Origin of the sequence: Dyadobacter sp. 32 (assembly GCF_902506755.1) — a bacterium.
Taxonomy (GTDB): domain Bacteria; phylum Bacteroidota; class Bacteroidia; order Cytophagales; family Spirosomataceae; genus Dyadobacter.
The window spans coordinates 1,203,075-1,229,163 of record NZ_LR735258.1; the positions used below are offsets into that span (position 1 = coordinate 1,203,075).

Annotated in this window: 22 protein-coding genes; 7 read left to right on the forward strand and 15 right to left on the reverse strand. The window is 45.7% G+C overall.

Annotated elements, in window-relative coordinates:
• Positions 1-7: 7 nt before the first annotated feature.
• From DYADSP32_RS04745 to DYADSP32_RS04810, 14 genes are all read right to left on the reverse strand, one after another.
• A complete protein-coding gene (locus DYADSP32_RS04745; protein ID WP_149243792.1) occupies positions 8-2,635 on the reverse strand; it encodes a TonB-dependent receptor domain-containing protein in 2,628 nt (875 codons plus the stop codon).
• A gap of 14 nt (positions 2,636-2,649) precedes the next feature.
• Positions 2,650-5,826 carry a hypothetical protein gene (locus DYADSP32_RS04750; RefSeq protein ID WP_414617520.1) on the reverse strand — a complete coding sequence of 1,059 codons (3,177 nt, stop codon included), beginning with the start codon at positions 5,824-5,826 and terminating at the stop codon, positions 2,650-2,652.
• Positions 5,827-5,896: 70 nt separating this feature from the next.
• Complete coding sequence (locus DYADSP32_RS04755; RefSeq protein WP_149243790.1) at positions 5,897-6,322, reverse strand: ATP-binding protein; 426 nt, start codon at positions 6,320-6,322, stop codon at positions 5,897-5,899.
• Positions 6,323-6,333: 11 nt separating this feature from the next.
• Positions 6,334-6,654, reverse strand: coding sequence for an anti-sigma factor antagonist (locus tag DYADSP32_RS04760; protein WP_149243789.1), 321 nt, complete (start codon positions 6,652-6,654; stop codon positions 6,334-6,336).
• Positions 6,655-6,816: 162 nt separating this feature from the next.
• Entirely contained in the window at positions 6,817-8,937 is a 2,121-nt protein-coding gene (glgX, locus tag DYADSP32_RS04765; RefSeq protein ID WP_149243788.1) for a glycogen debranching protein GlgX, read from the reverse strand.
• Between the two features lie 2 nt (positions 8,938-8,939).
• Complete coding sequence (locus tag DYADSP32_RS04770; protein ID WP_149243787.1) at positions 8,940-9,278, reverse strand: STAS domain-containing protein; 339 nt, start codon at positions 9,276-9,278, stop codon at positions 8,940-8,942.
• Positions 9,279-9,299: 21 nt separating this feature from the next.
• Positions 9,300-11,123, reverse strand: a complete 1,824-nt coding sequence (locus DYADSP32_RS04775) for an AGE family epimerase/isomerase (protein WP_149243786.1) — start codon at positions 11,121-11,123, stop codon at positions 9,300-9,302.
• Positions 11,124-11,196: 73 nt separating this feature from the next.
• A complete protein-coding gene (locus DYADSP32_RS04780) occupies positions 11,197-11,619 on the reverse strand; it encodes a VOC family protein (protein WP_149243785.1) in 423 nt (140 codons plus the stop codon).
• 11 nt (positions 11,620-11,630) lie between these two features.
• Entirely contained in the window at positions 11,631-12,200 is a 570-nt protein-coding gene (locus tag DYADSP32_RS04785; protein ID WP_149243784.1) for a DJ-1/PfpI family protein, read from the reverse strand.
• Between the two features lie 79 nt (positions 12,201-12,279).
• On the reverse strand, positions 12,280-12,672 hold the full coding sequence (locus DYADSP32_RS04790; protein ID WP_149243783.1) for a nuclear transport factor 2 family protein: 393 nt from the start codon (positions 12,670-12,672) through the stop codon (positions 12,280-12,282).
• 39 nt (positions 12,673-12,711) lie between these two features.
• Positions 12,712-13,554, reverse strand: a complete 843-nt coding sequence (locus DYADSP32_RS04795; RefSeq protein WP_149243782.1) for an MBL fold metallo-hydrolase — start codon at positions 13,552-13,554, stop codon at positions 12,712-12,714.
• 62 nt (positions 13,555-13,616) lie between these two features.
• On the reverse strand, positions 13,617-14,042 hold the full coding sequence (locus tag DYADSP32_RS04800) for a hypothetical protein (RefSeq protein WP_149243781.1): 426 nt from the start codon (positions 14,040-14,042) through the stop codon (positions 13,617-13,619).
• A gap of 101 nt (positions 14,043-14,143) precedes the next feature.
• A complete protein-coding gene (locus tag DYADSP32_RS04805; protein WP_149243780.1) occupies positions 14,144-15,850 on the reverse strand; it encodes a thiamine pyrophosphate-binding protein in 1,707 nt (568 codons plus the stop codon).
• Positions 15,840-16,667 (reverse strand): type 1 glutamine amidotransferase domain-containing protein, encoded by an 828-nt coding sequence (locus DYADSP32_RS04810; protein ID WP_149243779.1) that lies wholly within the window; start codon positions 16,665-16,667, stop codon positions 15,840-15,842. The genes DYADSP32_RS04805 and DYADSP32_RS04810 overlap by 11 nt, the downstream gene beginning before the upstream one ends.
• A 553-nt stretch (positions 16,668-17,220) precedes the next feature.
• On the opposite strand from DYADSP32_RS04810, the gene DYADSP32_RS04815 reads away from it, so the two are divergent.
• From DYADSP32_RS04815 to DYADSP32_RS04840, 6 genes are all read left to right on the forward strand, one after another.
• Positions 17,221-18,171, forward strand: a complete 951-nt coding sequence (locus DYADSP32_RS04815; protein ID WP_149243778.1) for a GAF domain-containing protein — start codon at positions 17,221-17,223, stop codon at positions 18,169-18,171.
• Positions 18,172-18,179: 8 nt separating this feature from the next.
• The gene (locus DYADSP32_RS04820; RefSeq protein WP_149243777.1) at positions 18,180-19,226 is read left to right on the forward strand and encodes a histidine kinase; all 1,047 of its coding nucleotides are present in this window, start codon (positions 18,180-18,182) and stop codon (positions 19,224-19,226) included.
• Positions 19,223-19,996 (forward strand): LytR/AlgR family response regulator transcription factor, encoded by a 774-nt coding sequence (locus DYADSP32_RS04825; RefSeq protein ID WP_149243776.1) that lies wholly within the window; start codon positions 19,223-19,225, stop codon positions 19,994-19,996. The genes DYADSP32_RS04820 and DYADSP32_RS04825 overlap by 4 nt, the downstream gene beginning before the upstream one ends.
• A gap of 128 nt (positions 19,997-20,124) precedes the next feature.
• Positions 20,125-21,126 (forward strand): bestrophin family ion channel, encoded by a 1,002-nt coding sequence (locus DYADSP32_RS04830; protein WP_149243775.1) that lies wholly within the window; start codon positions 20,125-20,127, stop codon positions 21,124-21,126.
• A 211-nt stretch (positions 21,127-21,337) separates the two neighbouring features.
• Positions 21,338-21,931, forward strand: coding sequence for an NAD(P)H-dependent oxidoreductase (locus DYADSP32_RS04835; RefSeq protein ID WP_149243774.1), 594 nt, complete (start codon positions 21,338-21,340; stop codon positions 21,929-21,931).
• Complete coding sequence (locus DYADSP32_RS04840) at positions 21,928-23,826, forward strand: monovalent cation:proton antiporter-2 (CPA2) family protein (protein ID WP_149243773.1); 1,899 nt, start codon at positions 21,928-21,930, stop codon at positions 23,824-23,826. Before DYADSP32_RS04835 ends, DYADSP32_RS04840 begins: the two co-directional genes overlap by 4 nt.
• 16 nt (positions 23,827-23,842) lie before the next feature.
• Here the strand turns inward: DYADSP32_RS04840 and rluF are convergent, their stop codons facing one another.
• The gene (gene rluF / locus DYADSP32_RS04845; protein WP_149243772.1) at positions 23,843-24,580 is read right to left on the reverse strand and encodes a 23S rRNA pseudouridine(2604) synthase RluF; all 738 of its coding nucleotides are present in this window, start codon (positions 24,578-24,580) and stop codon (positions 23,843-23,845) included.
• 180 nt (positions 24,581-24,760) lie between these two features.
• Between rluF and DYADSP32_RS04850 the strand changes: the two genes are divergently transcribed.
• Complete coding sequence (locus DYADSP32_RS04850; protein WP_149243771.1) at positions 24,761-26,068, forward strand: acetylxylan esterase; 1,308 nt, start codon at positions 24,761-24,763, stop codon at positions 26,066-26,068.
• The last annotated feature ends 21 nt before the right edge of the window (positions 26,069-26,089 follow it).

Here is a 26,089-nt window from a genome sequence, read left to right on the forward strand (position 1 = left end):
TCATTCCCTATCGCCGGTTTGTGTCTATCAAAATTCCCAGTGAAAAAACCCGCCGCTCCTGGGGATATCTCGAAGCAGATGTTACACCCTCCGCGGCACGAATTCCAGGGACAAAATATTCTGTGTTTAAAATGTTGGATACCTGTAACTGCAAACTGAAACTGTTCAGAATATGGCCGTAAGTGATCGCCGTATTCATCAGATACACAGGTGCAAAACTGGTAATGGGATTGCTGCTGCCTGATGTACCAATACCTGATTTTCTGGCACTTATGTAATTATTGGTGACACTGACGGTCAGGTTCTTCAAAGGCTCATATACCGCCCCGATGTTGGCAGACCAAGGTGCTATGTCGCTTATCGGGACTTTCTGACCTTCGCTTTTGCTTAGATCACGTGCATTACTGTAGGTAAAGTTTCCCCATACGTTAAGGTTCTTGCGCTCATACTTCGCCTCCGACTGGATGCCGATGATACGTTGCCGTCCAATAGGCTGAAATTGTGTAGTGACCACACCGGATGACGTTGTAGCAGTGGCCAGCCCTACTGCGTTGCTGTAGTTGGACAGATATCCGGCTACACTCAGCGATAAGGCCTTGGTAAACCGTACGGATACACTGCCCTCCAGGTTTTTAACCCGCTCGGGCTGCAACTTTGGATTGTTGAGCAAACGTTCACGCGTGGTTGCATATTTCTGCAGGAACGATGCATCCTTGAATGCTTCGGCATAGATACCCTTGAAAACAAACTTTCCCTTTGCGTAAATAAGACTAACACGTGGATTGAATACAAATCCGTAGCCTCCTTTGCTCCTAATCTGGTTGTAGTCCAAACGTGAGGCAAGCACCATCTTCAATGCATCTGTCCAGTTGTAGGTACCCTGACTAAAAACACCAATATCAAACACCCGAAAGTTATCCCCACCAGCCAGCGTGGAATCCGGACGACCAAACTCATCTGCACCTGACACGGTGGAGGTAATGTAATTGGCCTGAATGATACTGTTGCGTATCTCCACCCCACTGTTCACATCCATTTTCGGCAGCGGTGTCCAGAGCGCTCTAAACTCGTTTCTTAGCTGATTGGAAACCCGATACCAGTACGGGATGGTATAAGTAGGCTTTCTTTCATTAACCAAATCAATAATTCCGTAAGTGCCATTGAAATATCCTCTATAAGTGGGCAGGTTGGTAGCTCCATTCAGTTCATGCAACCGGTATGACGTGAGATTGAGAATCTGTACCCTATCCGACAAATACTTATTATAGGTGAGCGAAAATGCCTTATTACTCGCAACCCATCTTGACGCATCTTCCGTTACAATCCTCGATCTGTTGGTGTACCAGGGAGTGGCTCCCTCATTCGTTTTCCAGCTTTGAACCGAAATAGTAAAATCTTTGAACTCAATTTTTCCCCGTATGAAAAAATTTCTAGATTCGTCGCTAAACCTTACAGGCTTTCCGTTAATGCTCGTCTGAAACAAAGAAGCGTTGTCCAGTTCTGCAGCTCTGGCTTTGCCGGCTTGTGTCAGGCTTAAACCTATAGCTTCGCCCGCTGCATTCTGTTGAATGGCATACATCGGATTGTTTGGAAACAGCGTTGTCAGCTTGTTGTTAGCAATGTAGGCCTGTGCTGCTGTGGCTCCGTTAATATTTTGCTGCGTTGCGTAGTTGTCTGCTGTACGGGCTGAATAATCCCATTCCGGATATTTTGAATAATCAAGCTCATCGGATGAAAAGTAACGGGTCGTTAGCGAGATAGCCAAATCCTTCGTTCTCGCCGTCACAACCCCGTCGAAAATTTTCGTATTCAATGAACCGTAACGTACCTGCCCGTTTCCTGAAACCGAAAGTTTTTTACCCTCCGGCATTTCCTTATCAAGGAACTTCTTCGTAATCACGTTGATTACCCCCATAAATGCATTGGCACCGTACATGGTTGAAGCCGGGCCCGAAATTACCTCCACCCGCTCAATGTCCGCAAGTGCGTACTGCCTGGAGATTGGAATGTTGTCGGAATTCAGGTCATTCTCCTCTACCCCGTCAACGAGCAAAATAGAGCGATCGTTGGAGGTGGATCTATAACCTCTTTGATAAAATGTAACATAGGAAGGCCCGTTCCCCCGGATCACATCAAACCCTGGAATGTCGTTGAGCATTTGTGTCAAGTCCCGGTATCCCCTTTGTAATATATCCTTTTGCGTCAACACGGTTACGGTGGCGGGCACCTGCAACAGATTTTCCGCCTTTTTCGACACCGAGGTTATCTGTATAATTCTGTCCATAAGATCCTTTTGCTGAGCAACAAGATCCTTAAACTGTGGCAACGCCGAGAACTCGGGTTCATAGTTCTGGTTCGCTTTCAGCAGACTACGAACCGACAACGCTGCCTGCGGGAGTGAATCCAGGGCCAGGTAGGTAAGCGCAATAAGTTTATAACCCTGGACTTGTTCCGGAGGCGAAAACCGGGTTTTCAAACATGAATTTAGTAGTTGAAATACCTCATCAAAATTACCTGTCCTGTACTTCCGGTCGGCTTCAGGGATAATTACCGACGCATCGCAATCACTTTGCGCGCATGCAAAACGCTCTGTACATGCCAGAAATAATATTAAGAAGAGGAGCTTTTTTTTCATATCTGTCAGGTTTGTCACTTGATATTGCGGGATAGTTTTTCATATGGAATGTCGGTTCCAATGTATTTATCCCATTCTTCTTCCGTCAAATCTCTCGAAACCTTTTTTGATACCTCCAAAAAAAGAGCCGCAGAATTGATGTCCCAGATCCTGACCGTTTTATCCGCGCCAGTGGCCAATAGTTTTCCACCATCCTTTGTAAAGCTGATGTCCATCACCCAGTAATCAAAGTCGCTCAATATGACCGGCTGCTGTTTCGACAAATCTTCTTTTGCATTCCATACCCTGATCTTCCAATCGTAACATGCAGTAGCAACCCTGCTACCGTCTGGCGAAAACGTGATTTTTGTGATTCCTGAAGTGTGAGAACTCTGTAAACCAGAAAGTGTTGATAGCTCGGGTTCATTGTTCTTAAACTTCGCAGAATAGAGAATCCCGGAACTTGTGCCCATATAGATTTGCTGCCCATCTGGTGTAAATGATAGTGCTGAAAGCCTTCCTTTCATTCTACCAAAATCATACTCTTTTGCTTTTGCCAGAAGATTGTTCAAATCAAGCCTGATTAGCCTTCCAGCTCCGGTTCCGAAAAAAATATAGTCCCCATCCGAAGTAACTGCCGAAGTGGCTATTTCTGTACCTAACTCTATATTTGATATTACGCTCAGTTTCTTTTCGGCAATATCCCAGAGCCGGATCTGGCCGCTGGAACTTGCCGAGATCAACCTCGGACTACCTTTATCATTGGTCGCAACAAGGGCGATGACCATACCTGTGTGACCTATCAACGTTTTCGTTGGCAAACTCCCCGGAGCCATCTCATCCCAGCGGACGATCTGCCCGTTGGAGCTTCCGGTAAAAAAAGTTGACCCCTCTGGTGTGAAAACAAGCGAGCGAATACTTTTAAAAGTTTGTTTTGGATTATGGAGCTGTACAGGCCTGGCCGCGGGCGTCAGGTAATTCCAGATATTCACCACCCCATCGTCACCAGCCGTTGCAAATTGCCCCTTCTTCCCTTTCGGTTCAGTAATTACTCTCACAATATCATTGTGACCAATTAGCGTTGCCTTTGCCCCTGCCGCCTTTGACAAGGCACTAAAAATATCCGCATTCTCTCTTTCCCCGCCATTTTTCAGGTTAAAATCATAAGCCTTTAGTGCCAGTAACGAAGCCATCTCGTCACCAGCGGGCAATTGGAAAGATTGAATAGCTATGAAACGCGCTACTGCTTTGGACCTTTGCCGGAGGGCGTCATTTCTTGCAATCTCCGCTTGGTTCTGCGCTTTCTGAGCGGCCACTTTCTGACGCTCCGACTCTTCCCGGGCCGTCACCGCAAATTCCTTTTGTATTTGAGTCTGTCTTTGAGACTCCACTGCTGCTGTCTTTGCGTTTTCAGCACGCATACGCTGCTCATCGGCCACCTTGCGCGCTTCCTTGGCAGCTATACTTTCATTCACCGCCTTATCCTGTTCCCGGACGGCTATCGCTTTTTGTTCCTCGGTTAAAGATTTCTGGAGTTCGGCAAGGATTCCCTGCTGCTCAGCAATTTTTTTCTGAAAGATCGCTTCGCGTGTTTGGTCTTCGGCCCGTTTGCGTTCAGTCAAAGCAAGGCTTTCTTTTTCCAGTGCCGTTTTTTCACTTTGCTTTGCCTGGGTACGGAGCACAAGGGCAACGACAAGGAACAGAAGTGAAACCAACGAGCTCACTCCCAACACTGTAGCAAAAATTCTGGCATTGCGAAGTTCTCTTTTCTGCCGATCCTCCTTTTGTTTTACTTCAAGCTCGTTCTGTTTTTTACTGTAGTCCAGGAAGTTGATGGCTCTTTCAAAAAAAGGGTCGTACCGTTGTGCCCATTCCAGGGTGGGCTCACTCTCCTTTAGCCATTTCAAACCCAACTGAAGCTCGGGGTTGACCCACAATCCTACTCTGCCATCCTGATACAACAAGGCTGAGTAGCTAAGCTGTTTGTAGAGCTTGGCCGACTCAAGTTCCTCTTCAATCCAAGCGCGTGATCGATCCCAGAAGGTGAGTATCTTTTCAACAGAAACGTCGATGATGGAATCCTGGTCGACCTTCACACCAGGCCGTGGGGTTAAAAATGAGACACCATGCTCCCGGAAAACCCTGACCACATCAATCAAAAGGTAATCGGGAATGCCTGAGATTTTAACGATGTCTCTGAGTACCGTCGGGTGAAGTGAAGACGTTTCACTTGGGCCCAGAACAATAAGGGACTTGAAAAGTTTTGAAGCTGCGTTTCTTCTTTTGTCGTCAAGCTTTTGTGTAAAAATCTCCTCGGCATGTATAGTGATGGAGTTTTGCATCGTACCTATCGCCTGATAATCAAGCAGGCTGATTGGCATGGAAGCCGCTTTTGTAGATTTCCAGCGATCCCAGGTACGCATGAGCGCGTGTTGCAGAATGGGCAGATAGTCGGGGTTTTCTCCCAGCTCGGTGAGCAAAGTAGTAACAAGTTCAGGTTCAATCATCACTTCAAATGCCTCCACCGGGCCCACGATGACCTCCTTGATTTCCCTTGGATTCATTTTAGGAAGCAAATAATACCCCCTGTTAATTACTTCGGTAAGTCCGTTGAATTCGGTACAATTGTCGAGGAAATCCGAACGCATGGTGATCACCGCATGTACCGGCACCTCCTGCTGGTTGATCAGCGTGAGCAGGATATTGATAAAGGCAGGTGTCTCCGTTTTGCGCTTACCAAAGTCTTTATCCGAGAATTCATACCTGAACAATTCCTCAAACTGATCAATAACAAAGAGAATGTTTTTACCCGCAACGGCTTTCAGATATTCGAAAACCATCTGTGGATCGCGTGTAATCTCCTCTTCTATTTTTTCGGTATTTATGGAATCCAGTGAGGGATCCTCCATTCTCAGGCCTGCTTTTAATGCTAATACAAAGCTCTTTACAGGACTTGCACCAGGGCGAAAAACCACGACTTTCCATTCCGTCCGGGTATCCAGGGAGTTTTCCAGCGAGGGAATTAACCCTGCTTTTATCAAGGACGATTTCCCGCTGCCCGACGAGCCGATAAGAGCCAGGAAACGACCATCCAAAAGTTTATTCTTTAACTCGATTATATGAGAATCCCTGCCAAAAAACAAAGAATGATCCTCGTATTCATAGCTTCTTAGTCCCGGAAAAGGATTAGAAAGTTTGGTTATATCAACCATACATATTTCAATCAATTTAAGCTGATACGCAAATGTCATGGTTCACAACTGCGTATCAGCTTACTCCAGCTCAGGGAGTACCTATTTTCATAACGAATTTATTTCTGTTCTTCCCGTCGGTGTAGGCATAAGAAAACGCATCCACACCCTTGATCGTAAGGAAAATACCCAATCCACCAATCGCCCGTTCCTCAAGAGGCTTACTGAGATCCAGTTCACCCGGCAGTTCTCTGGAAAGCGGATCAAAAGCCTTTGCTTCGTCTTCCAGCGTGACGATTAATTCCTCACCGCTGATTTCGCTTTCTACGGTGTAGCTGCCTTTGAGTCCTGCCGCCTCGTATCCATACAGAATAATATTGGTTGCAATTTCATCGATGGCCAGCTTCAGGCTATAAGCCGCTTTTTTGGTCAAACCAGCCTCTATCGCCAACGAACCAATGTACTCCCGTAAAGTATCCAAGGAATCAACGGTCCCGGGAAAATGCTTCCTTTGCATGTTGTCAAATGTTATACGGGAAACTTATCGACGATGGTAACGCTGTGATGAAGGCCGGTTTTTTCCAGCGTATCCACAATTAACTCCTGAGGCTTCACAATAAAAATGGACAACTGAGGCCCTATTTTTTGTTTGGAGTAGATCAATACCCTTAGGCCGGCAGAAGACATAAAGATAAGATTCTCCATATCAAGCACCAATGAATCAATGGATTGGTTTGCAATTTTTTCAATTTCCGTTTGAAAAACGCGTGCCGAAAGTGAGTCCAGCTCCCCTGTCAGCGTAAGTGTAGCAACCGGACTAGCGATTACTGATTCAATTGAAAAAGCCATGATTAAATATTTTTAAATTTTTGAAAATTTCTTATTCGTTCAATATACGAGGTAGGGAGTGGCGACTAGGGTGAAAATGCGTTGTAAATTGTTCATTATTACCCTTATTCTTAACGCCAGGTTCTGCCCCTGTCCTCATTTCAACCTTCCATGCTGCATTCGTCACTTTCCAACCAGAATCACCGTCGACCTTCCACCTACCAAAAAGCGATTTTGATCTTCGAGCCGTAGTTCCTTACCGATTTCGTAAGCGTCCTCCCCGGTAGGCATATCCGTATTCACGGCCAGGTGCCATGTACGGCCAAGCGGAAGCGATGGCAATTCGTAATACAGAGCGTCCCAATGGGCGTTCATAGCCACGTAAACGCTATCGTCGACGATGGTTCCTTCTTTTGCATGAGCACCATCAAGCATGAAAGCAAGACAACGGCTACTGGACGAAAAATCTGCCTGCCATGCCTGCGTGCCATGGAAACTGATATCGGGATATCCGCTGCCCACGTAATCGCGATGCTGAAAATGGGTACGGCTTCTCAATACGGGATGCCCCCTGCGGAACTTAGTGATGTGTTTCGCAAACGAAAATAGATCTTTGTTTTGCTCCAGAAGACCCCAGTCCACCCAGTTCAATTCATTATCGTGGCAGTAGGTATTGTTATTGCCATATTTGGTTACACCCATCTCATCCCCCGACAAGATCATCGGTACGCCCTGGCTCACCATCAAAATTGCCAGCGCATTTTTGACCTGCTTGTGACGTAGGTGATTGATAAACGGATCATCTGTTTCGCCTTCAACGCCACAGTTCCATGAATGGTTGTCGTTTCCTCCATCATTATTGTTTTCGCCATTGGCAAGGTTGTGTTTCTCGTTATAGGCAAAAATGTCATAGAGTGTAAAACCATCATGACACGAAATAAAATTGATGCTCGCCGTAGGGCCGCGATAATAATAAAGATCCGGCCAGCCCTGAATGCACTGTGCCATCTCTCCTACCAAGCCTTCATCGCCTTTCAGAAATTTCCTGACCGCATCACGGTACTTGCCGTTCCATTCTGCCCAGCGACCGTAGGCAGGAAAAGAACCCACCTGGTAAAGGCCTCCTGCATCCCATGCCTCAGCTACCAGTTTACACTTGGCAAGGATCGGGTCATAGGCCAGAGATTCCAGCAAAGGTGGATTGCTAAGCGGAGCACCGTTCTGATCGCGACCCAGTATCGCCGCAAGGTCGAAACGGAAACCATCAATATGATAGTCTGAAGCCCAGTAGCGGAGACAGTCCAAAACCATATTCCTGACGACCGGATTATTACAGTTCAGTGTGTTTCCTGTTCCGGAAAAGTTGAAGTAATACCCTTCCGGGGTTAGCATGTAGTAAGTCTTGTTGTCTATACCCCTGAACGAAATAGTATGCCCTCGGTGATCACCTTCTGCTGTATGGTTGAACACCACATCAAGCATGACTTCAATACCATTTTTATGCAACTCCTTTACCAGCGTTTTCAGCTCATCCACCTGCATGCCAAACTTTCCCGTTGCGGCATATCCAGCCTTTGGTGAAAAGAAGTTCACCGTACTGTATCCCCAGAAATTGACAATGAGCCCGCCTGTTACGGGGTTCTCTTTGCTATTTTCCCACTCATCGAACTCGTAGATCGGCATCAGCTCCACACAGTTGATCCCCAACTCTTTGAGATAGGCAATCTTACTCCGAATGGCCGCGAAAGTGCCGGGATTTTTTACTTTTGACGAGGGATGTTGGGTAAATCCCCTTACGTGCATTTCGTAGATTACCAGATCCTCAATGGGCGTTTCGAGCGGATGATCATTTTCCCAGTCGAAATCTTCAAAGACCAACCGGGAACGATACGGATAAATATTGTCCCAGTTTGGTGTTGCCAGCCAGGAGTCTCTGCCTCCAATGGCTTTTGCATAAGGATCGCTGAGAATAATGTTTTTATCAAAGCGATGGCCTTCCTCAGGCTTGAAAGGACCGTCCATCCGGTAACCATATTCCAGTCGCTCATAATCCAGATCGAAAACGATCATGGAATATACATTTCCGGTACGGAATTCTTCCGGGAAGCGAATCTCTGCAAATGGCGCAGGCTCCCCTTTTTCAAACAAAACCAGCGTACAGTCGATGGCTTCACTGGAATAAATACTGAAATTTATCCCGTTTGGAACCATGGTTGCACCAAATGGCAACACGTGTCCTCTTCGAAACTTGATGCCCTGATGCTCGTGGGTAGGATAATAATCTATCCTGAGGTCTGTTGCCATGATTAGTTTTGTTTAAGAATGACGATTGCTTCATCCTGCCGCTCCACGATGGCAAAAAAGTTTATGAAACCCGTTGTTGACATCACATCCTGGATTTCCTCGGATACACCAACGAGCACCACTTTCCCATTCTGTGTCTTTATATTCCTGTACACCATCAGCAGAACCCTTAGTCCGGCACTCGACATGAATTCCACCGCTGTAAGATCAATGACTATCCGCCCGCTCTTTTCGGTGGCTAGTTTAGCATTTCGCTCAAATTCAGGAGCCGTCTTACTGTCAATATCCCCGGTAACCTCGATGACTGAAATCTCTTCCAGTTCAGTTATTACTACTTTCATTGATCGTTTCTTTTTCGGTGATTATAAAGTTGGACTTATCTGCACCTTCACGCGAACACGTTCGTCTGTTTCAGGAAGTTTTATGGTCAGGCCTTGTGCGTCAAAGTCGGTGTAAGGCTCGTCATTGATAAACACTTCGCTGATATATATGCTGCCTGCCGGAAGAATATCCGGAGAAACCCGAAGAATATTGTCTTTCCAGCCCTTTGGATAAGGCTTGAAATAGAAATAAGTAGGTTGTTTTGTGATCAACAGATTGACGTAAACTGCTGACAAATAGCACAATTCCGTGCTATGATACGCACTCATTGAATGACTTCCCTTAAATCTTTCAGTGCCAAGGAGATAAGGCATACCATTGCTGAAGACGTTGAAATACACCCCACCATCGTCGTTGTCCAGGAAAAAGGCATTATAAAACGCTGCGGCTTCGCGCGCCTGCTTCTCGTACTCCTTATCACCAAGCACACCATACATTATCATGTAGGCCAGGATTGCCTGCTCCTGCTGCCACCATGCCTTACGATCGTGCCATACAAACTGGTGTCGTCCACCGGTTTTTTGTACGCGCTCAACCACGTCATACCATCCGCCACGCTGACGGTCGGAGCCCGCCGCAGGCATCAGTTCGGCAATTTTTTTGGCAAATTCAAGGTACTCTTCCTTGGGTGTCAACGATTGCTGACGAAGCAGGTTCCACGCGATTTTGAGGTTGTGTCCAACCACTGCCCGATTTTGCTGCCATCCCCACGTTTGGTCTTTTGACCAGTCCTCAAAGAATTTTTCCTGAACAAATGGGCTGTTCTCGTAATCGGGGAAGTACTTTGTGATGGTGTCAAATGTATATTCAAGAAAATCGGCATGCTTTTGTTCCCCACTGGCAAGGTAAAGATTAACCAGATAAGCCGGTGCGTGGTCACCCACCGAGTTCCAGTTTTTGCGGGCTCTATTGTGTGCCAGAGATTCCTCATGCGCATCCATCGTAATAGGATCAAGATGAGAATAATAACCTATCCCATTCGGATCCTTGAAGTACTTCTCAAACAGATCAATGGTTTTATCAATATCGTAACGTATGCGCGGATCACCTGTAATGCGGTACGTTTGCGTAGGTCCTGCAAGCGCGTATATCTGCTCATACATGGGAAGTGAATCCAGATCATCGCCGAATTCGGAGGTCAGTAATTTGGTTTCCTTCTGCCCTTCCACTTTTAATCCGTGATACCAGTATACGAGATCCTCGTCCGAATCGAAAAAGCGCATGTGGTCGCGAAGGTATTCCGTTCCCAATTCAGCTCCTTCCAGATACTCGTCTTTTCCGGTCAACAAATAGGCTGAGGCAAAACCGTAAACCATCCTTGATATGGTATCCGTTTCCTGCAAATAATCACCTTTTTTGGCACCACCAAGATGGAGCATCGTACGGTAGTTCTTGTAGTTGATCTCCTCTTTGGGGTAATCAAACTGCCACTTCAAATAACTTGAAGCAATGGAACTGATCTGATTGATCCAGAAATTCTGTTCCTCATGGCGGTAAGTACCCGGCGTTTTACCAGGAAATATCAGTTGCTGCGCTTCAAAAGTGGAGGTATCAGCACCATCATTGGGGTAAAATGTTCCGTAGGCAAAAACATATTGGCCTTCGGTTGCTAAAAACGCCCCAACGTCGCCGGGATCCTGCCATCCTTCTGTCAGGTTCTGTACATTTCTGGCATAGGTGGAAGCAATCAGGTTTATTTTGAAAGGCCTTTTGTCGGACGTTTCCAAAGTAAACCATCGTTCCTCGGCATTGTACCCGGTTACATAACCGGCGATTGTGTCTGAAAAGGTGAAATTTATATTCATAAAGTGAGCATTAAATAGGGTTTGAATATTTTATAGATATCAAAATGAGGAGGATTTACCCTTGTTTCAGCTGCTATGCAAGACCTTCCTGATCGAAATAGCCTTGGGTGATTTCAATAATATTACCTTCCGGGTCTTTGAGCCAGACCGTTTTCCAACCATTGATCACATCGTCAAAATGCAATGGACCCAATGTGATTACCGCATCCGTGCCCATCTCAGCTATTTTCGCGTCCACGTCGTCAACTGAAAATGCAAAATGACGCAACCCGGCATAATGGGGTCCATCAGCCTCCGACATCGGGCAGGGTCTCTCTTCTTCAGGAGGAAAAACCTCGAAATAGAAATTATCCTCGTTTTTCAGGAAAACCAGTTGGGCGTCATCCCCAAGCTCTATTACCCGTGCCCTCCTAAAGCCGAAATGTTTAGCATAAAATTGCTCAAAGACGGGGAGGTCTTTGACTGTAACTGCGAGATGAAAGAATGTGGCCTTCATGTTATATGGATTTAAATAGTCGAAAGCCTTTCAATAATTCTCTTTGCAAACAAATGTGCATGACCACCCGATCGTCCTGTAACCAGATCGCCGTCTTCTACTACATCTTCGTTGGTATACACGGCCCCGTAGGCTTTGGCGTCACCGATGAGGTTGTTGTGACAAACAAGCCTACGCCCCTTCACAAGCTCGGTTGCTGGCGCTACCAGCCACAAGCCGTGGCATATAATCCCTTTAACAATACCGGGTTCAGCAAAGGCCCGTTTGAGAAATTGTGTAGCCGGAGGTATTTCATTAACGTCCTCGGTATACCGGAGCCGGTCCGACACCATACCTGACGGAACAATGATGGCGTCGTAAGTTTTGAGCTCTTCGTCTGTCATATTTTCGAAGGACTCCCAGCAATCCATGGGTGCCCGATATTCATGACCGTGGAAAGTAATCTTATCCTGGCCCCACAGGCGCGTCAGAAAATGCACTTCTGCCCCTTCTTCAGGGAAGCGAAATTTGTAGTAAAAAATCTCGTTTTCGTAAAAATCTGCTTCAAAAAGAATACCAATTTTCTTTCCTTCTAATTTCATTGCTAATTGTGTTAAAAGTGTTGAGCCGTCTTTATCCCACCGTCAGTTTCATTTTTTGTCAAGCCAGGTTCTGATCAAATCAGGCTAATGAGCCATCGGGATGCTGTACCATTCCTGCAAAATGAATGGCAATTTTGCCGTCCTTCAACACCCAGCTGTCTGCAAACCGCATCTCGCTACTTTCTCCGCCTACGGTCATGGTGATCTGTTCGGTGATCATCAGCGTTTCCGGCTCTGAAGTTTCGGCCCAGAACACTATTTCAGTTTCCAGGCCATCAATACCCAGAATTCCCTGCATGTGCTCCTTTACACGTTCACGCCCCTGGTAAATAACAGGTGATTTGGAAAAACTGCTGATTAGCAGTGCATCGTCGGTATATTGATCCAGGAGGGCCTCTATATTTTTATCCAAAATATGCTGGATATGTTCGGTATACATTTTACCAAGCCTGGTATCTGGTATATTTTTCATTATTATCGGTCGGGTTTTTGGTGAAATTTAAAGCCTTATTTATTCCTGCCACTCAAAAAGCATGTAGCTGGACATATTGAGCGTAAGTTCCAGCTCATAATCCGGATACGCTGCGACAATTGCGTTGATAAGCGCCTCACCTTTCAGGCCATCCTCTACGACGAGCTTTTTGGCGAACTCGAGATAGGCTATCTGCACGTCGAAAATAGTTTCGTCAGCAGGATCACCGTGCCCCGGTATGACAAGTCTGTAATGTTTGCTTTTCAAATCATTTAAGGTAGCAATCCAGTTATCGAAAGGAAACTGACCATCCGTAGTTCTGTCACCAAAATAGGCATATACTTTGTTGTACACGAGATCTTGCGCAAGTACTACGTTTTCTTCGGGCAACTCTACGAGCAGGTTCACCGGTGACTCGGTCTCTGAAATTTTGATGAGATTGAGCTTCACACCACCTATTTCAAGAATACCTTCTTCAAGCACCTCGGTTGGCAACACTTTTTCCGAAGGTATCAGATCAGGATTCTCCGTATGTATATTTCTATGATACCCCAGCAGGAAGTCGGCCAGTGCCGCAATCCTGTCAATAACCTCTTTAAGCGCATAGATCGGGTATCCTTTGAAAGTGGCTCCTCCCATCCAGTGGTCGGGATGGTAGTGCGTAACGATTACGCGTTCCAGTGGCTTGCCGAGGCTATCGATATATTCCTTCATTTCTCCAGCATGTGTTGACAGCTGGAGCGTGTCGATCAGGACCAGGTTTTCAGAGGTTTCAATCAGCTGAGCATTTGTGAGCTCGCCATCTATCGGTGCCTGAATCGTGTGGACCGTCGCCGTGCTCAGTTCTGTTTTAATTACTTTGATGTACTTGAAGTTTTCCATATCAATTGAGCAAAAGTCTTTATATTGAAGAATTAGAGGGTAATAGAGTAACCGGACGGTATCTACAAGGTTGCCGAACCTTCATGATACTCAAGGCCGTCAACAATATATTTTGTAATCAGTGCCCCTCCATTTCCATCCGACTTCACCTCCCAGGTCTGGAATGCGTCACAGGAAATTCTTTTGCTGTATGCCTCGGGCGCATTCCATACACTGGCTTCCCATTGAACCACAACCTTCACCGTGGCAGTATCCCCTGTAATAGTAGGCTCCACCAATTTGACTGTATGTACCTCGTCAAAAAAAATACGGATAACTCTTTGAAACCAACCTTCAAAACCTGCCCATCCATACACGGTTGCTTCGGGAAAAACCATTTCAAGGCCCTCATCGATGATCAATGGCAACAGCTCTACCTGTGGCGCATGTACGTCAAGTTTACTGTACCAATCTTTTGCTAAACTTTCAATAGATTCCTGAGTAAGCATTTTATTTGAGAGTTAATATTAAAAATAAAATTTAGGTTGTCACGTATTCACAGCCTGTCGGCCTTCCAAAGCCAGTTTGCTTTCAATCACATAGCTGACTTTCACTGGGAACAATTGGTCTTAACCCAGTCCGACTTATGATCACCCTGTAAAACAAGATCAATCAAAAATGGCTTGTCATCGGCCAGCATTCGTGCTATTGCCGGTGCCATTTCCTCTTCCTTTTCTACCCGCACTGCATCCACCCCCATGGCCGCCGCGAGCAGGTCAAACCGGATGGCTGGGTATGAAAGGTCAAAAGAAAGCGGATGATCATGCTTAGGTATCTCTCTTTCCTTCCAATAGACGTCTATATTGAGTTGCAGAAGCTTATACGATCCATTGTTGCAAACAACAAATTTTGCTCCGGTATTGTGTCGAACCGCTGACCACAAAGCCTGAATCGTATACATACTTCCCCCATCTCCCGAAAATCCGATTACGGTTTTATCCTTGTTGAAAAGCTTGGCACCTATGGCTCCCGGAAAACCCACACCCAACGAACCACCCCGGGTAACGAAATAATTACCTGGAACCTTGGGAACAATATGCCTTGTGATGGCCGGAGAACTTGTTAAAGCTTCGTCGAAAATAATCGCATCGTGAGGGAGTTTCTCGGCCAGAAGACTGGCAAACTGAGACATCTGCAGCGGAGAGCTTCCTTTCTGAGCTTCATCTGCTGCTAGTTCATCGGCAATCTTGTCATTCTTGTGGGCGGTAATCGCCTCCACTCTTGCCTGGGCTTTCTCCTTCTGAACCGGTGAAATTCTCTCCTTCAAAACCACCAATAGCGCTTCAAGGGAAAGCTTTGGATCCCCTACCACACCGATATCCACCCTGTGATTTTTGGCTATCTCATAGGCATTCAGGTCGATATGAATTACCCTGGCACCAGGGGCGTAGATATCACCCAGGCCTGGAAACACTTCCGGAACCATGTAGGTGCCTATTACCAGATTCACATCACCTTTTGAAGTAATGGGTTTGCTGTACTCACCAAACATATGGCCGGTAGTACCCTGGTAAAGCGGATGCGAATTATCCATCACCAAATCGCCGAACTCTACCCCATATACTTCAGCACCAAGGAGCTCTGCCACGGCCGTCAACTCAGGAATTGCCTGCGAATATGCCACGCCATCACCCACAAAAATCATAGGCTTTTCCGAAGCTAAAAGCGCTTCAGCCATTTCGTCGATCATAGCCGGACCTGGCAACACCTTTGTAGATGGGATGTGCGTAGGAAACACCTCTTCCTCATTGATCTCATCGAGCACGTCCATGGGCAGGCACACATACACCGGCCCCATGGGTGGGGTCGATGCAATTTTAATAGCTCTGCGCAAAGTGCGTAAGACAGACCTGGAATCATGAACCATGGTGGCGTATTTGGTGACAGGTGCCATCATGGCAACCAGGTCATTGGCCATTTGCGCATCCATATTCATGTACTTTATTCCGGCGTCGGACCCAATCACAACCAATGGTGCATGGCCCCGTTTGGCCTGATAAATGGCTCCTACGGCATTTCCTATTCCTGGTGAGCTATGAAGCTGGACAAGGGTAGGCTTCTGACTGGCACGAGCATATCCATCGGCGGCCATTACAGCAATACTTTCCTGCAAAGTAAGGATGTATTTCATTTCCGGATATTCCTCAACAGCATCCAGAAACCCCTGCTCTACCGTGCCAGGATTTCCAAACATGTGGTCCATACCATCGGCCAGAAACTGCTCTATTATTTTCTGATTACCGGTTTTACCAGCCATAACGTACTAATCCATTGTCCAAAACATTGACAAACTGATCTCCGAATTCGAACGCGCATTGAAGCGAACGAGCGGTAATGAATGGATAATCCACGATAACAGATGTTTCTTTACCAAAATTGCCGTGGTACTGACCCGTTGGCCCAACTGCGTCGGCCAGGATGTATTCAAGGCAGTACGGAGGAGGCCCCATGTTCAAATCAGTATGAAGGAATCCGGTACCATCGTGGTAGTCATATTCGATACAGTGGCCAGTAATATGCTTGCCTTTAATGATAGGGATTCGCTCGTTGAAGTCTCTGGCAAACACAAGAGGTGCCACACCATAACAAATTGCCCCGATAGGTAAATTCTTTTTGTGAAAACCCAGGATAAGATCATGCACGCGCTGATTGTTAACCATATCCACGATCGGGCCGCTTCCGCCCACCAGTAGCAGGCCTGCGTACTCCTCGGTAACAGCCTCCTGAGCAATTTTAAGGTCAGCGAAGTATTTTTCGAAAACCCGTAGAAAATTATCTACAGAAAAATAGGGGCGTTCGGGGATCACTTCTGACAAATTTTTACGCACATCCAGGCGATTGCTTGCTTCAAAGGCAATAACCTTCTCAGCAGCCAGGGCGGTGGTTACTGCCACTCCCAGTGGAGGATCGAAGTACGTGGTATCATAACTTGGAGGAAGGGCTTCGGCTTTCTTGCCGGTAGGAGTTATAAATTCAACTTCGTATCCGGCGGCTTCCAACTTTTCAAGAGGGCCAACAAGTTCAATCCCCCAGTAGCCGTATTCTGAGAGAACTGCTAAAATTTTCTTTGACATTGTATTAAGAAGGTTTATAACGTTTGAATGCCTGACACTTCAAGGAAATACTACAGTTCCCTTCAAATGATGAATTAAATTTCGCAAGTCATTCGCTCTTAAAAATGAAATTCGTTACCGAAACTGAAAAAGAAACACCTGAAGCGTTTGATTCGGGACTTCAAACAGTTCCAAAAGCCAGTGAGCTACAGCCATGCAGTTCTGAGCATTCGTAAGTTCAAGTAGCACATCAAGATCAGGCAAAAATCCAATAAATGCAGCTCCTTTATCAGTGACAGACTGTAGAAAGGTGTTTTGGATCAAATAAAAATTACATTTTCAAAACAATTTATTGCATCTTAGTGTCAATCCATTACATTTGAGCCTACAATCGTAGAACACACATAACCGGTAAATAGAAATAACTCCCTACCCGGTATCTTCATACTCATGTTTGGCTTACTTTACAATAGTAGTTCAACATAGCTCAAAACCAACTCGCGTGACAGCTCGATTTACAACAGCTGCTTTTGCGATTCCAAGGTAAACACTCCAACTTTTTTAAAACTTCAAAATGGAACCTCTTAACTTACTCATCGTTGCCATAAGAGAGAGCTGGCAACCGCTCATCTCTGACTCGCTCACCCAGGCTGGCTATCAGTTTACAGTACAAAAGGCCGAATCGAAACAGCAGGCACTAGCGGCCTGTTCACTTACAAAATTTGACCTGGTAATTTCAAACTGTACCCTGCCTGACGGACAGGTGGCTGATCTTCTTTTGGTGCTTGGCCGGCTGAGCCCATGCCTGGTTATGTCCGAAGGGCATTGTCCTGTTTCCTCTGAAAGGGCACTCTCTCTTTTGGCCACCGACTTCTACATTACCAGTTCGGAGCAAAGTTCCTGGCTTTCAGCCATGGAAACAACGCTATCCCAATGGAAGTCTAAAGCGCAGGAAAACATCGAAAGTTTCCAGCACAACAGCACCCTTCTGCACAAAAAAGTTTTGGCTGTGTTTGAAGAAGAACTTTCCACGGATCCCGCTACTGAAACACAGGCCAATCATTCCATTTCCAATGCCTTCAAAATAATACTGGAAGCATTGGATCTGAGCAGAATTTACCTTTACACCCGCAAATCGCTGCCTAATGGAGAAGAAACGATTGTTCAGGAAAATGAAGTTTCGGCGATCAGTGTAAAACCCCGCGTAGCAAACAACACCGACTTCCCCTATTTCAAACGCTGGAATGCCCTTTTCGAATCAAAACTACCGGTGAGGAGTGATCTGACGTCGTTGCCAGCAAGTGAACAACAGTGGCTGAATGCCCGCGATACGCAATCGATTTTGGCGGTACCGATCCATTACAACGACAACTGGCAGGGATTCATTGGTGTTGAGGACATGCTGAACTCACGTCAATGGTCTGATTCCGAAGTAGATTTGGTGAAATCAGTGGCTAGCCTAATTCAACAGAAACAACTTTCACGGCACGCTCAAACGCTCAGAAATACGAACCTGGTGTTTTAAGAGCACACATGAACACCAACCTTGATTATAATAAAGGGATGTCATTAGGTTGGCGTCTCTGCTTCATTTTGAGCTTATTTGCGACAATCCCCCGGCTCATTTTTGTCTGGGGGGAGGGGTCGGGTGCCACGCATTATATCATCGCTTTCTTCACCCTCATCATTCAATTTGTAATCAGTTTCGGGTTTTCCTGGATTTTCATATTTCTCTGTTTACAACATACCTACAAAATTCCAAGCTGGTTCAACCAGCAGAAATCCTGGCTAAAAGTAACCTTCCTGGTTGCTCTGTTTCTGGGGATTAATGAATTGCTGTTTCAGCTGAAACTGATAATCGACTCCGACAATTCAAACATCACTGTTTTCCGGATCGTTTACTACTTATATCATCTTCATCTGTTACTTGCCATTTTGGGTTTCCGATATTTCCTTTCAACGATCCAGGCAAATCACAGAATAAATCTTGAAAATGAGCAACTCAAACGAGCGCAATTGAAAACTCAGCTAGAGGCGTTGCGAAACCAGCTAAACCCTCATTTTCTGTTCAACGCATTGAATATTCTTAATATTTCCATCATTACCAATCCTGACCTCGCACAGCGAATTGTGTTGGATTTATCCGACATTCTGAGATACAACCTAAAAGTTCAAAACCAAAACCTCGTACTGCTTACCGATGAGCTCGATGCGGCCAAGTCATATCTGGATCTTTATAAAGCCCGTTTTGGCGACAAACTTGTATTCTATATTGCCGACGTGCAAACCACGAAGCAGTGGTATGTAATTCCGCTATCCCTTCAGTTGTTGATCGAAAACGCCATCAAACACAATGTAATCACTACTGCGCAAGTACTTATAATCGAAATAAGGCTCTCGGAACCTGACAAAGAACTTACGATTATGAACACAGTCAATAAGAAGCAAAGCTCACATGGTAATAACATTGGCCTTCAAAATCTGGATAAACGTTACAAAATCCAGACGGGCCAAAAGACCTCTCTTACTGAAAATGAACAGCATTATACCGTAAAAGTACCCTTGATTGAAGCCCCATGACCCAAATACTTATTATTGAAGACGAATTGGCAGCAGGCCAGTATTTGACTCAACTCATACAGAAAATTGATTCACGAGCAGTAGTGATCGGTGTATTGGAAACCGTTGAAAGCGCGGTAGAATGGCTTACCCTCAAACCAGCTCCCGACCTAATTTTTCTGGATGTGCAGCTCGGTGATGGCACTTGTTTTGAGATTTTTGAACAAATTTCCATCGGATGCCCCGTTATTTTTACCACTGCTCACGACGAGTATGCGATGAGGGCGTTCAAGCTCAACAGTATAGATTACCTGCTCAAACCCATTCGCCAGGAATCATTGACATTTTCTCTTGAAAAATATTACAAGCTCAACGAAGAAAATGCAAAAAACAAGGTTAAATACCTTGAGGATCTCATGCATTCGAAATTATTGCCACCAAAGAGCCACAGAAGAAGCTTTCTGGTTCCCTACCGTGACAAGCTTATCCCCCTGAGAGACCAGGATTTTTCGTGGCTTACCATCCGCAGCAGTGTAGTGGTAGCATTTCTGCATGACGAACGAAGCTTTGTCCTTGATAAATCACTAGAGGAATTGGAAAACCAGCTCGACCCGACAAACTTTTTCAGAGGCAACCGCCAGTTTATTATTTCCAGGGAAAGCATCAAAGAAATTGAGCTCTATTTCAACGGAAGACTGCTTATCAGAACGGCTCCCGCGTCACCCACTCAAATTTTGATCAGCAAAGAGCGGGTTCCCCTTTTTAGAAAATGGTTTGAAGAACAGGCATGAGTGCCAGATTTTAACACCCCGATTTTTCAGCCTAATCGCTGATATTTTCTGTTTCAGCTCCTGCTCGATCACAGAATTGAACTGTTTCAAAGAAATTAGGTACTGGATAACAACCCTGAACTCACAACATGTACACTGCCCGAGAAATAAAAGCCGGAATTATCTTATCGTTTGCCTGGCGTGCGCTGGTTTTCTTTTTTCTTTATTCAGCTTTTTTATGCTGTCTAAACATCTTCTTTGCCTTGCCCCTCGGCATCTCCTTTGTGCCAATAGGACTTATTGGTACCGCTGTTGCATTTTATGTAGGCTTCAAAAATAATTCATCCTACGAGCGACTCTGGGAAGCCAGAAGAATATGGGGGGCAATCGTAAATGCAAGCAGAACCTGGGGTGCCTTTACCCTGGCATATGTGAAGGATCCGGACACAGATTCGAAGGCGGGGGGGAAAAAAATACATGCTGAACTGATTCACCGGCACATTGCTTACGTTAACGCGCTACGGATTCAATTACGTCAAAAAAGCGTTTGGGGAGACAGTAACAGTGTTGCACACAGTGTGGTAAAAAACAAAGGGCACTATGACGACTCCCCCCTTTACCAGAACCTGGTTGCCTTTATCCCAGAAAAAGATGTCAAAATATTCGTATCACGGAAAAATCCGGCCACACACATTATGAAGGCTCAGGCGATTCACCTGGATGAGCTCTTCCGCAGCAACGCGATTTCCGAAAGATCCTATATTCATATGATGGGTTTAGTTCAGGAATTCTATAATCAGCAAGGTGCGGCCGAGCGGATCAAGAATTTCCCGTTTCCCCGTCAATATGCCCATTTCAGCAAAATGTTCGTAAACCTTTTTATTCTCGTCCTGCCCTTCGGGTTGATCAACGAATTTGCCAAACTGGGAGGTATGCTTACATGGCTGGCTGTGCCCTGCTACATGGTGATTGCCTGGGTGTTTTACACCATGGAGGTGGTTGGCGACACCAGCGAAAACCCGTTCGAAAATGCGATAAATGACGTCCCGATGACTGCCATTTGCAGGACTATCGAAATAGACCTTCGAGAGATGCTGGAAGAAGAAAATGTCCCGGGCCCTATTCAGCCAGTAGATAACATTCTGATGTAGTCCTGCCTATGCCCATTACTTTTCCTCAAAAAACTCCGGTTCCAGATAACCTCAGGGTCATCATCTAACAAAAATATCTTTAAATAGAGAGTTGCTGAGTCTATTTCAATTCCTATTTGATAAAAAACAATTTTATAAATTGCAAGATGCTGACACCCGTCGAAAGGGAATGAACTATATTTTAAATGAGGTTAACACGCCGTCATAAGCTATGCAAAACCGAATATTGATTTTATTTGCACACCCACTGTTCGAAAGATCAAGAGTACATAAGTCGCTTGTCGATCACATACCCGACGGCATTACCTTTCACGACTTGTACGAGGCTTATCCAGATTTTAACCTTGATATTAATAAAGAGAAGGCGCTTCTATTGGATCACGACCTAATTGTGTGGGAGCATCCGCTATACTGGTACAGCTGCCCTGCCATTCTTAAGCAGTGGATCGACGTAGTGCTTGAGGCTGGATGGGCCTATGGAAATGGAGGCGTAGCATTAAAGGGAAAATCTATTTTCCAGGTGGTTTCAACCGGAGGAGGACAAGCCACCTATCTTCCAGATGGCTTTCATCACGCCACGCTCACCGAGTTTCTGCTTCCTTTCAAAAGGACAGCTGAGTTGTGCCATATGAACTACCTTCCTCCCTTTGTAGTCCACGGCACACATCGACTCACTCCTGGCGAAATACGTTCACATGCCGAAGACTATCAAGCGCTCCTGGAAAGGCTTAAAACATATGCTCCGACATTTGAAACACTTAAAAAACATCAATATTTAAACCACTGGTTAACAGAAAACGAATGAGCGACGGCTTTCTTTCACAGGCATTGGTATACCTGGCAGCGGCGGTTATATGTGTACCTATTGCCAAAAAAATCGGGATGAGCTCGGTTTTGGGCTACCTGATATCGGGTATCATCATAGGCCCCTTTGTGCTTGGCCTTATTGGCCAGGAAGGAGAAGGCATAATGCACGTAGCAGAGTTTGGTGTTGTAATGATGTTATTTTTGATTGGGCTCGAGCTCGAACCAGAGGCTTTCTGGCAAATGAGGAAAGCCATTGCAGGTTTTGGTTTCACACAGCTATTGGGAACTACAATACTTATGTTTGTTCTGTTTTTGCTGTTAGGCCAGGAATGGGCAATGTCTTTATCCGTTGCATTGGCCCTCACCATGTCGTCCACAGCAATAGTACTGCAGACATTGAAAGAAAAAGGATTATCCAAAACCCAGGCTGGTGAAGCCTCCTTTTCCGTGCTATTGTTTCAGGATATCGCGGTAATCCCAATTCTGGCCATGCTGCCGCTGCTCGCTTCTACAGCGGTTACCTCCCCGGCTTCCGCACATCATTCGCTATTGTCGGGGCTGTCCGCCTGGCTACAGACAATTATCGTGTTTGGCGCAGTTGCATCCATTTATGGACTTGGCCGGTATGTCGTAGTTCCCCTATTCCGAATCATAGCCAAAACGGGTCTCAGGGAAATGTTTACAGCCTCATCATTACTGCTGGTAGTTGCTGTGGCCTATCTTATGGATCTTGTAGGGCTGAGTCCGGCCCTCGGTACATTTGTGGCGGGAGTCGTATTGGCAAACAGTGAATTTCGTCACGAGTTAGAGTCGGATATAGAGCCATTCAAAGGATTGCTTCTGGGATTGTTCTTCATTGGTGTAGGTGCGTCCATCAATTTCCAGTTACTTTTCGATTCACCCGGGCAAATTGCCACGATTGTTCTTGCTGTTGTTTTCATCAAATTCCTGGTGCTCTTTGGAATCGGCAAAGCGTTCAAAATCAAGACGGAGCAGAACTTTCTCTTCGCCTTGGGGTTAAGTCAGGTAGGTGAATTTGCCTTTGTACTCCTGGCGTTTACCGGCCAGTTAAACATCATCAGTGAGGAGTGGCTGGGGAAACTAACCGCCGTAACGGCTATCAGCATGATGACCACCCCATTGCTGTTACTGCTGCATGAAAAGGTTCTTTCTCCCTACTTCGGAACTCAGGAACAACCCGAACAGAAGCCAGCCGATAAGATTGATCAGCATCATCAGGTAATCATTGCGGGATTTGGCCACTTTGGAAGTACCATTGGCCGCCTGTTAAGAGCCAACGGCGTAGAAGCAACAATCCTGGACAACAATTCCGATCAGGTGGAACTACTTCGCCGAATGGGTTTCAAAGTATATTATGGCGACGCAACGCGACTGGATTTATTGAAATCGGCAGGTATTGAAAATGCCAGACTCCTCATAGCCGCCATAGATTCTCCGGAAGTAAATAATGATTTGATCAGAACGGTAAACAAGCATTACGGCCATGTAAAAATACTGGCACGCGCAAGGAACCGGTTTGATGCCTACGAATTGATGGAAATGGGCGTCTCGAACATCTATCGGGAAACACTTTACACCTCTGTGCATCTGGCAATAGATGCATTGCAGGAACTCGGTTTCCGAAAATATACAGCTACCAGACAGGGGCAAAACTTTATAAATTATGATGAAAAAGCACTGGAAAAACTCGTGGCATCACGCCATGATTTTTTTGAGCATGCTATAAATTCAAGGCGAGAAATTGAAATTCAGGAAAAATTGCTCCAAAATGACCTGCTGCTGGAGTTCTCACCCGAAGACCATAGCTGGGATAGCAACTTTATTAAGGAGAACTTGTTCGGTAAAGGCACCACCACACCCGATCCAAAATAAAGACAGTTTTCGAATCTCAATCACCCCAATCCGACTGATAGGAGGCATCTTCCGTTTTGACTGAATCAGAAACCAAGGCATTTATTTCTGACATTTCAGCCATAGTAAGTTCCCTCCATTTACCTACTGAAAGATCCCTCAGGGTAATATTCATAATCCGGACCCTCTTCAATTTCACGACCTGATAACCAAGATATTCACACATCCGCCTGATCTGCCGGTTTAGCCCCTGGGTAAGAATAATGGTAAAGGTGTTATTACTCTCCTTTTTTACAATACATTTTTTTGTTACCGTATTCAGAATGGGAATACCATTACTCATTTTTGCTACGAAATCCGGCCTGATAGGCTTGTTTACGGTAACGATGTATTCTTTTTCATGATTGTTTCCGGCTCTCAGAATTTTGTTGACAATATCTCCGTCACTGGTCAGAAAAATGAGACCTTCCGAGGGTTTGTCAAGACGGCCTATCGGGAAAATACGTTCCTTATGATTAATGTAATCAATGATATTGCCCTTGATCTGCCTTTCAGTGGTACAGGTAATGCCAACAGGTTTATTAAAAGCGATGTAAATGGCCTTATTTTTCTCTCTTAACGATTTCCCGTCTACCTGCACCTGATCCGTTTCACCAACCTTATCCCCCAACAATGCCACCCTTCCATTAAGGGTCACCCTCCCCTGCTCCACCAGCTTATCCGCCTCTCTGCGGGAGCAAAAACCTGTTTCACTTATGAATTTGTTAATTCGCATTCAACCAAAAATATTGTAGTTAAAACACGCCTCTCCCGGCGCAACATTACTCAGAAAGTGCAAATTACTCCTATTCTAAAAAATTATCCCTGTAAAATTAAAGAATTGGAACAAACCACCCTTTGTACGAGAGAACCGGAAGCATCCGTATCTTTTTTCCCAATTTCAAAAAAACTATTAATGAAAACGATCAGCATATTTTTCTTATCCGTACTGTTGAGCCTGCCGAGTCTGCTACTTTCTGCCCAGCCAGCCGAAAGGTATGTGAAAGTGATTGTGGGAGCAGATCACACCGACAACTGGACATATAAAGTAGGCGAAAAAGTGAAGTTCACTATAACCGTTTTAAAAAACGGTATGCCCCTTTCCAACGCCCAGGTCAGTTACCAGATCGGCCCTGAAAAAATGGACCCCACCGTAAAGGAATCGAAAACCGCCGCAAATGGTGTGCTCACGATCGACGGAGGAACCATGAAAAGCCCTGGATTCCTCAGGTGCTCTGCTTCTGTTACCTACAACAACAATGAATACAAAGGGCTGGCCACCGCGGCATTTGATCCCGAGAAGATCCAGCCAACCGTTGCCAACCCGGCCGATTTTGATACATTCTGGGATGGCGCAAAAAAGGAGCTTTCGGCAGTGCCTCTGGATGCCAGAATGACGTTACTTCCTGAGCGTTGCACGGAAAAAGTAAATGTTTACCATGTCAATATTCAAAATAATCGTCCAGGTGCAAGACTGTATGGGATTTTGTGTGTTCCAAAAAAAGAAGGAAAGTATCCCGCACTACTTCGTGTACCGGGAGCTGGCGTACGTCCCTATTACGGAGATATCGCTACTGCTGAAAAAGGCATCATTACCCTTGAAATTGGCATACACGGAATTCCCGTAACCATGGATCCTGGCGTATACACCGACCTCGGTGCAGGTGCCTTCAACGGTTACTATAATTTCAATCTCGACGACAAGGATAAGTTTTATTTCAAACGTGTTTACCTGGGTTGCATACGTGCCAATGATTTCCTCACGAGCCTGCCTCAATTCGACGGAAGTAATCTGGCGGTAACAGGAGGCAGCCAGGGAGGTGCACTATCCATTGTCACAGCGGGCCTGGATGCGCGCGTCAAATGGCTGGGCGCTTCCTATCCCGCCCTGAGCGATGTTACGGGGTACTTACACGGAAGAGCCGGAGGCTGGCCTCATTATTTCCAAAAAAACAGTGTTCAGGTAAACAACACAAAAGAAAAGCTTGCTACACTTGGCTACTATGATGTGGTGAACTTTGCGCGTAGGGTGAAGGTTCCAGGCTATTACAACTGGGGATTCAATGACGAAACTTGCCCCCCTACCTCCATGTACGCGGCTTACAATGTAACCTCAGCTCCCAAAGAACTCGAGCTGTTTCTGGATACCGGTCACTGGACTTACCCCGAGGAGCGGGAACTAATGACCGAGTGGCTGGTAAAAAACTTAACAGGCAAAAAATAAAAAGTTAACAGGTTCGACTAC

Excerpts from the sequence above, each read along its gene's own strand:
- DYADSP32_RS04745 (WP_149243792.1), bottom strand. The coding sequence starts at position 2,635 with ATGAAAAAAAAGCTCCTCTTCTTAATATTATTTCTGGCATGTACAGAG.
- DYADSP32_RS04750 (WP_414617520.1), bottom strand. The coding sequence starts at position 5,826 with ATGGTTGATATAACCAAACTTTCTAATCCTTTTCCGGGACTAAGAAGC.
- DYADSP32_RS04755 (WP_149243790.1), bottom strand. The coding sequence starts at position 6,322 with ATGCAAAGGAAGCATTTTCCCGGGACCGTTGATTCCTTGGATACTTTA.
- DYADSP32_RS04760 (WP_149243789.1), bottom strand. The coding sequence starts at position 6,654 with ATGGCTTTTTCAATTGAATCAGTAATCGCTAGTCCGGTTGCTACACTT.
- glgX (WP_149243788.1), bottom strand. The coding sequence starts at position 8,937 with ATGGCAACAGACCTCAGGATAGATTATTATCCTACCCACGAGCATCAG.
- DYADSP32_RS04770 (WP_149243787.1), bottom strand. The coding sequence starts at position 9,278 with ATGAAAGTAGTAATAACTGAACTGGAAGAGATTTCAGTCATCGAGGTT.
- DYADSP32_RS04775 (WP_149243786.1), bottom strand. The coding sequence starts at position 11,123 with ATGAATATAAATTTCACCTTTTCAGACACAATCGCCGGTTATGTAACC.
- DYADSP32_RS04780 (WP_149243785.1), bottom strand. The coding sequence starts at position 11,619 with ATGAAGGCCACATTCTTTCATCTCGCAGTTACAGTCAAAGACCTCCCC.
- DYADSP32_RS04785 (WP_149243784.1), bottom strand. The coding sequence starts at position 12,200 with ATGAAATTAGAAGGAAAGAAAATTGGTATTCTTTTTGAAGCAGATTTT.
- DYADSP32_RS04790 (WP_149243783.1), bottom strand. The coding sequence starts at position 12,672 with ATGAAAAATATACCAGATACCAGGCTTGGTAAAATGTATACCGAACAT.
- DYADSP32_RS04795 (WP_149243782.1), bottom strand. The coding sequence starts at position 13,554 with ATGGAAAACTTCAAGTACATCAAAGTAATTAAAACAGAACTGAGCACG.
- DYADSP32_RS04800 (WP_149243781.1), bottom strand. The coding sequence starts at position 14,042 with ATGCTTACTCAGGAATCTATTGAAAGTTTAGCAAAAGATTGGTACAGT.
- DYADSP32_RS04805 (WP_149243780.1), bottom strand. The coding sequence starts at position 15,850 with ATGGCTGGTAAAACCGGTAATCAGAAAATAATAGAGCAGTTTCTGGCC.
- DYADSP32_RS04810 (WP_149243779.1), bottom strand. The coding sequence starts at position 16,667 with ATGTCAAAGAAAATTTTAGCAGTTCTCTCAGAATACGGCTACTGGGGG.
- DYADSP32_RS04815 (WP_149243778.1), top strand. The coding sequence starts at position 17,221 with ATGGAACCTCTTAACTTACTCATCGTTGCCATAAGAGAGAGCTGGCAA.
- DYADSP32_RS04820 (WP_149243777.1), top strand. The coding sequence starts at position 18,180 with ATGAACACCAACCTTGATTATAATAAAGGGATGTCATTAGGTTGGCGT.
- DYADSP32_RS04825 (WP_149243776.1), top strand. The coding sequence starts at position 19,223 with ATGACCCAAATACTTATTATTGAAGACGAATTGGCAGCAGGCCAGTAT.
- DYADSP32_RS04830 (WP_149243775.1), top strand. The coding sequence starts at position 20,125 with ATGTACACTGCCCGAGAAATAAAAGCCGGAATTATCTTATCGTTTGCC.
- DYADSP32_RS04835 (WP_149243774.1), top strand. The coding sequence starts at position 21,338 with ATGCAAAACCGAATATTGATTTTATTTGCACACCCACTGTTCGAAAGA.
- DYADSP32_RS04840 (WP_149243773.1), top strand. The coding sequence starts at position 21,928 with ATGAGCGACGGCTTTCTTTCACAGGCATTGGTATACCTGGCAGCGGCG.
- rluF (WP_149243772.1), bottom strand. The coding sequence starts at position 24,580 with ATGCGAATTAACAAATTCATAAGTGAAACAGGTTTTTGCTCCCGCAGA.
- DYADSP32_RS04850 (WP_149243771.1), top strand. The coding sequence starts at position 24,761 with ATGAAAACGATCAGCATATTTTTCTTATCCGTACTGTTGAGCCTGCCG.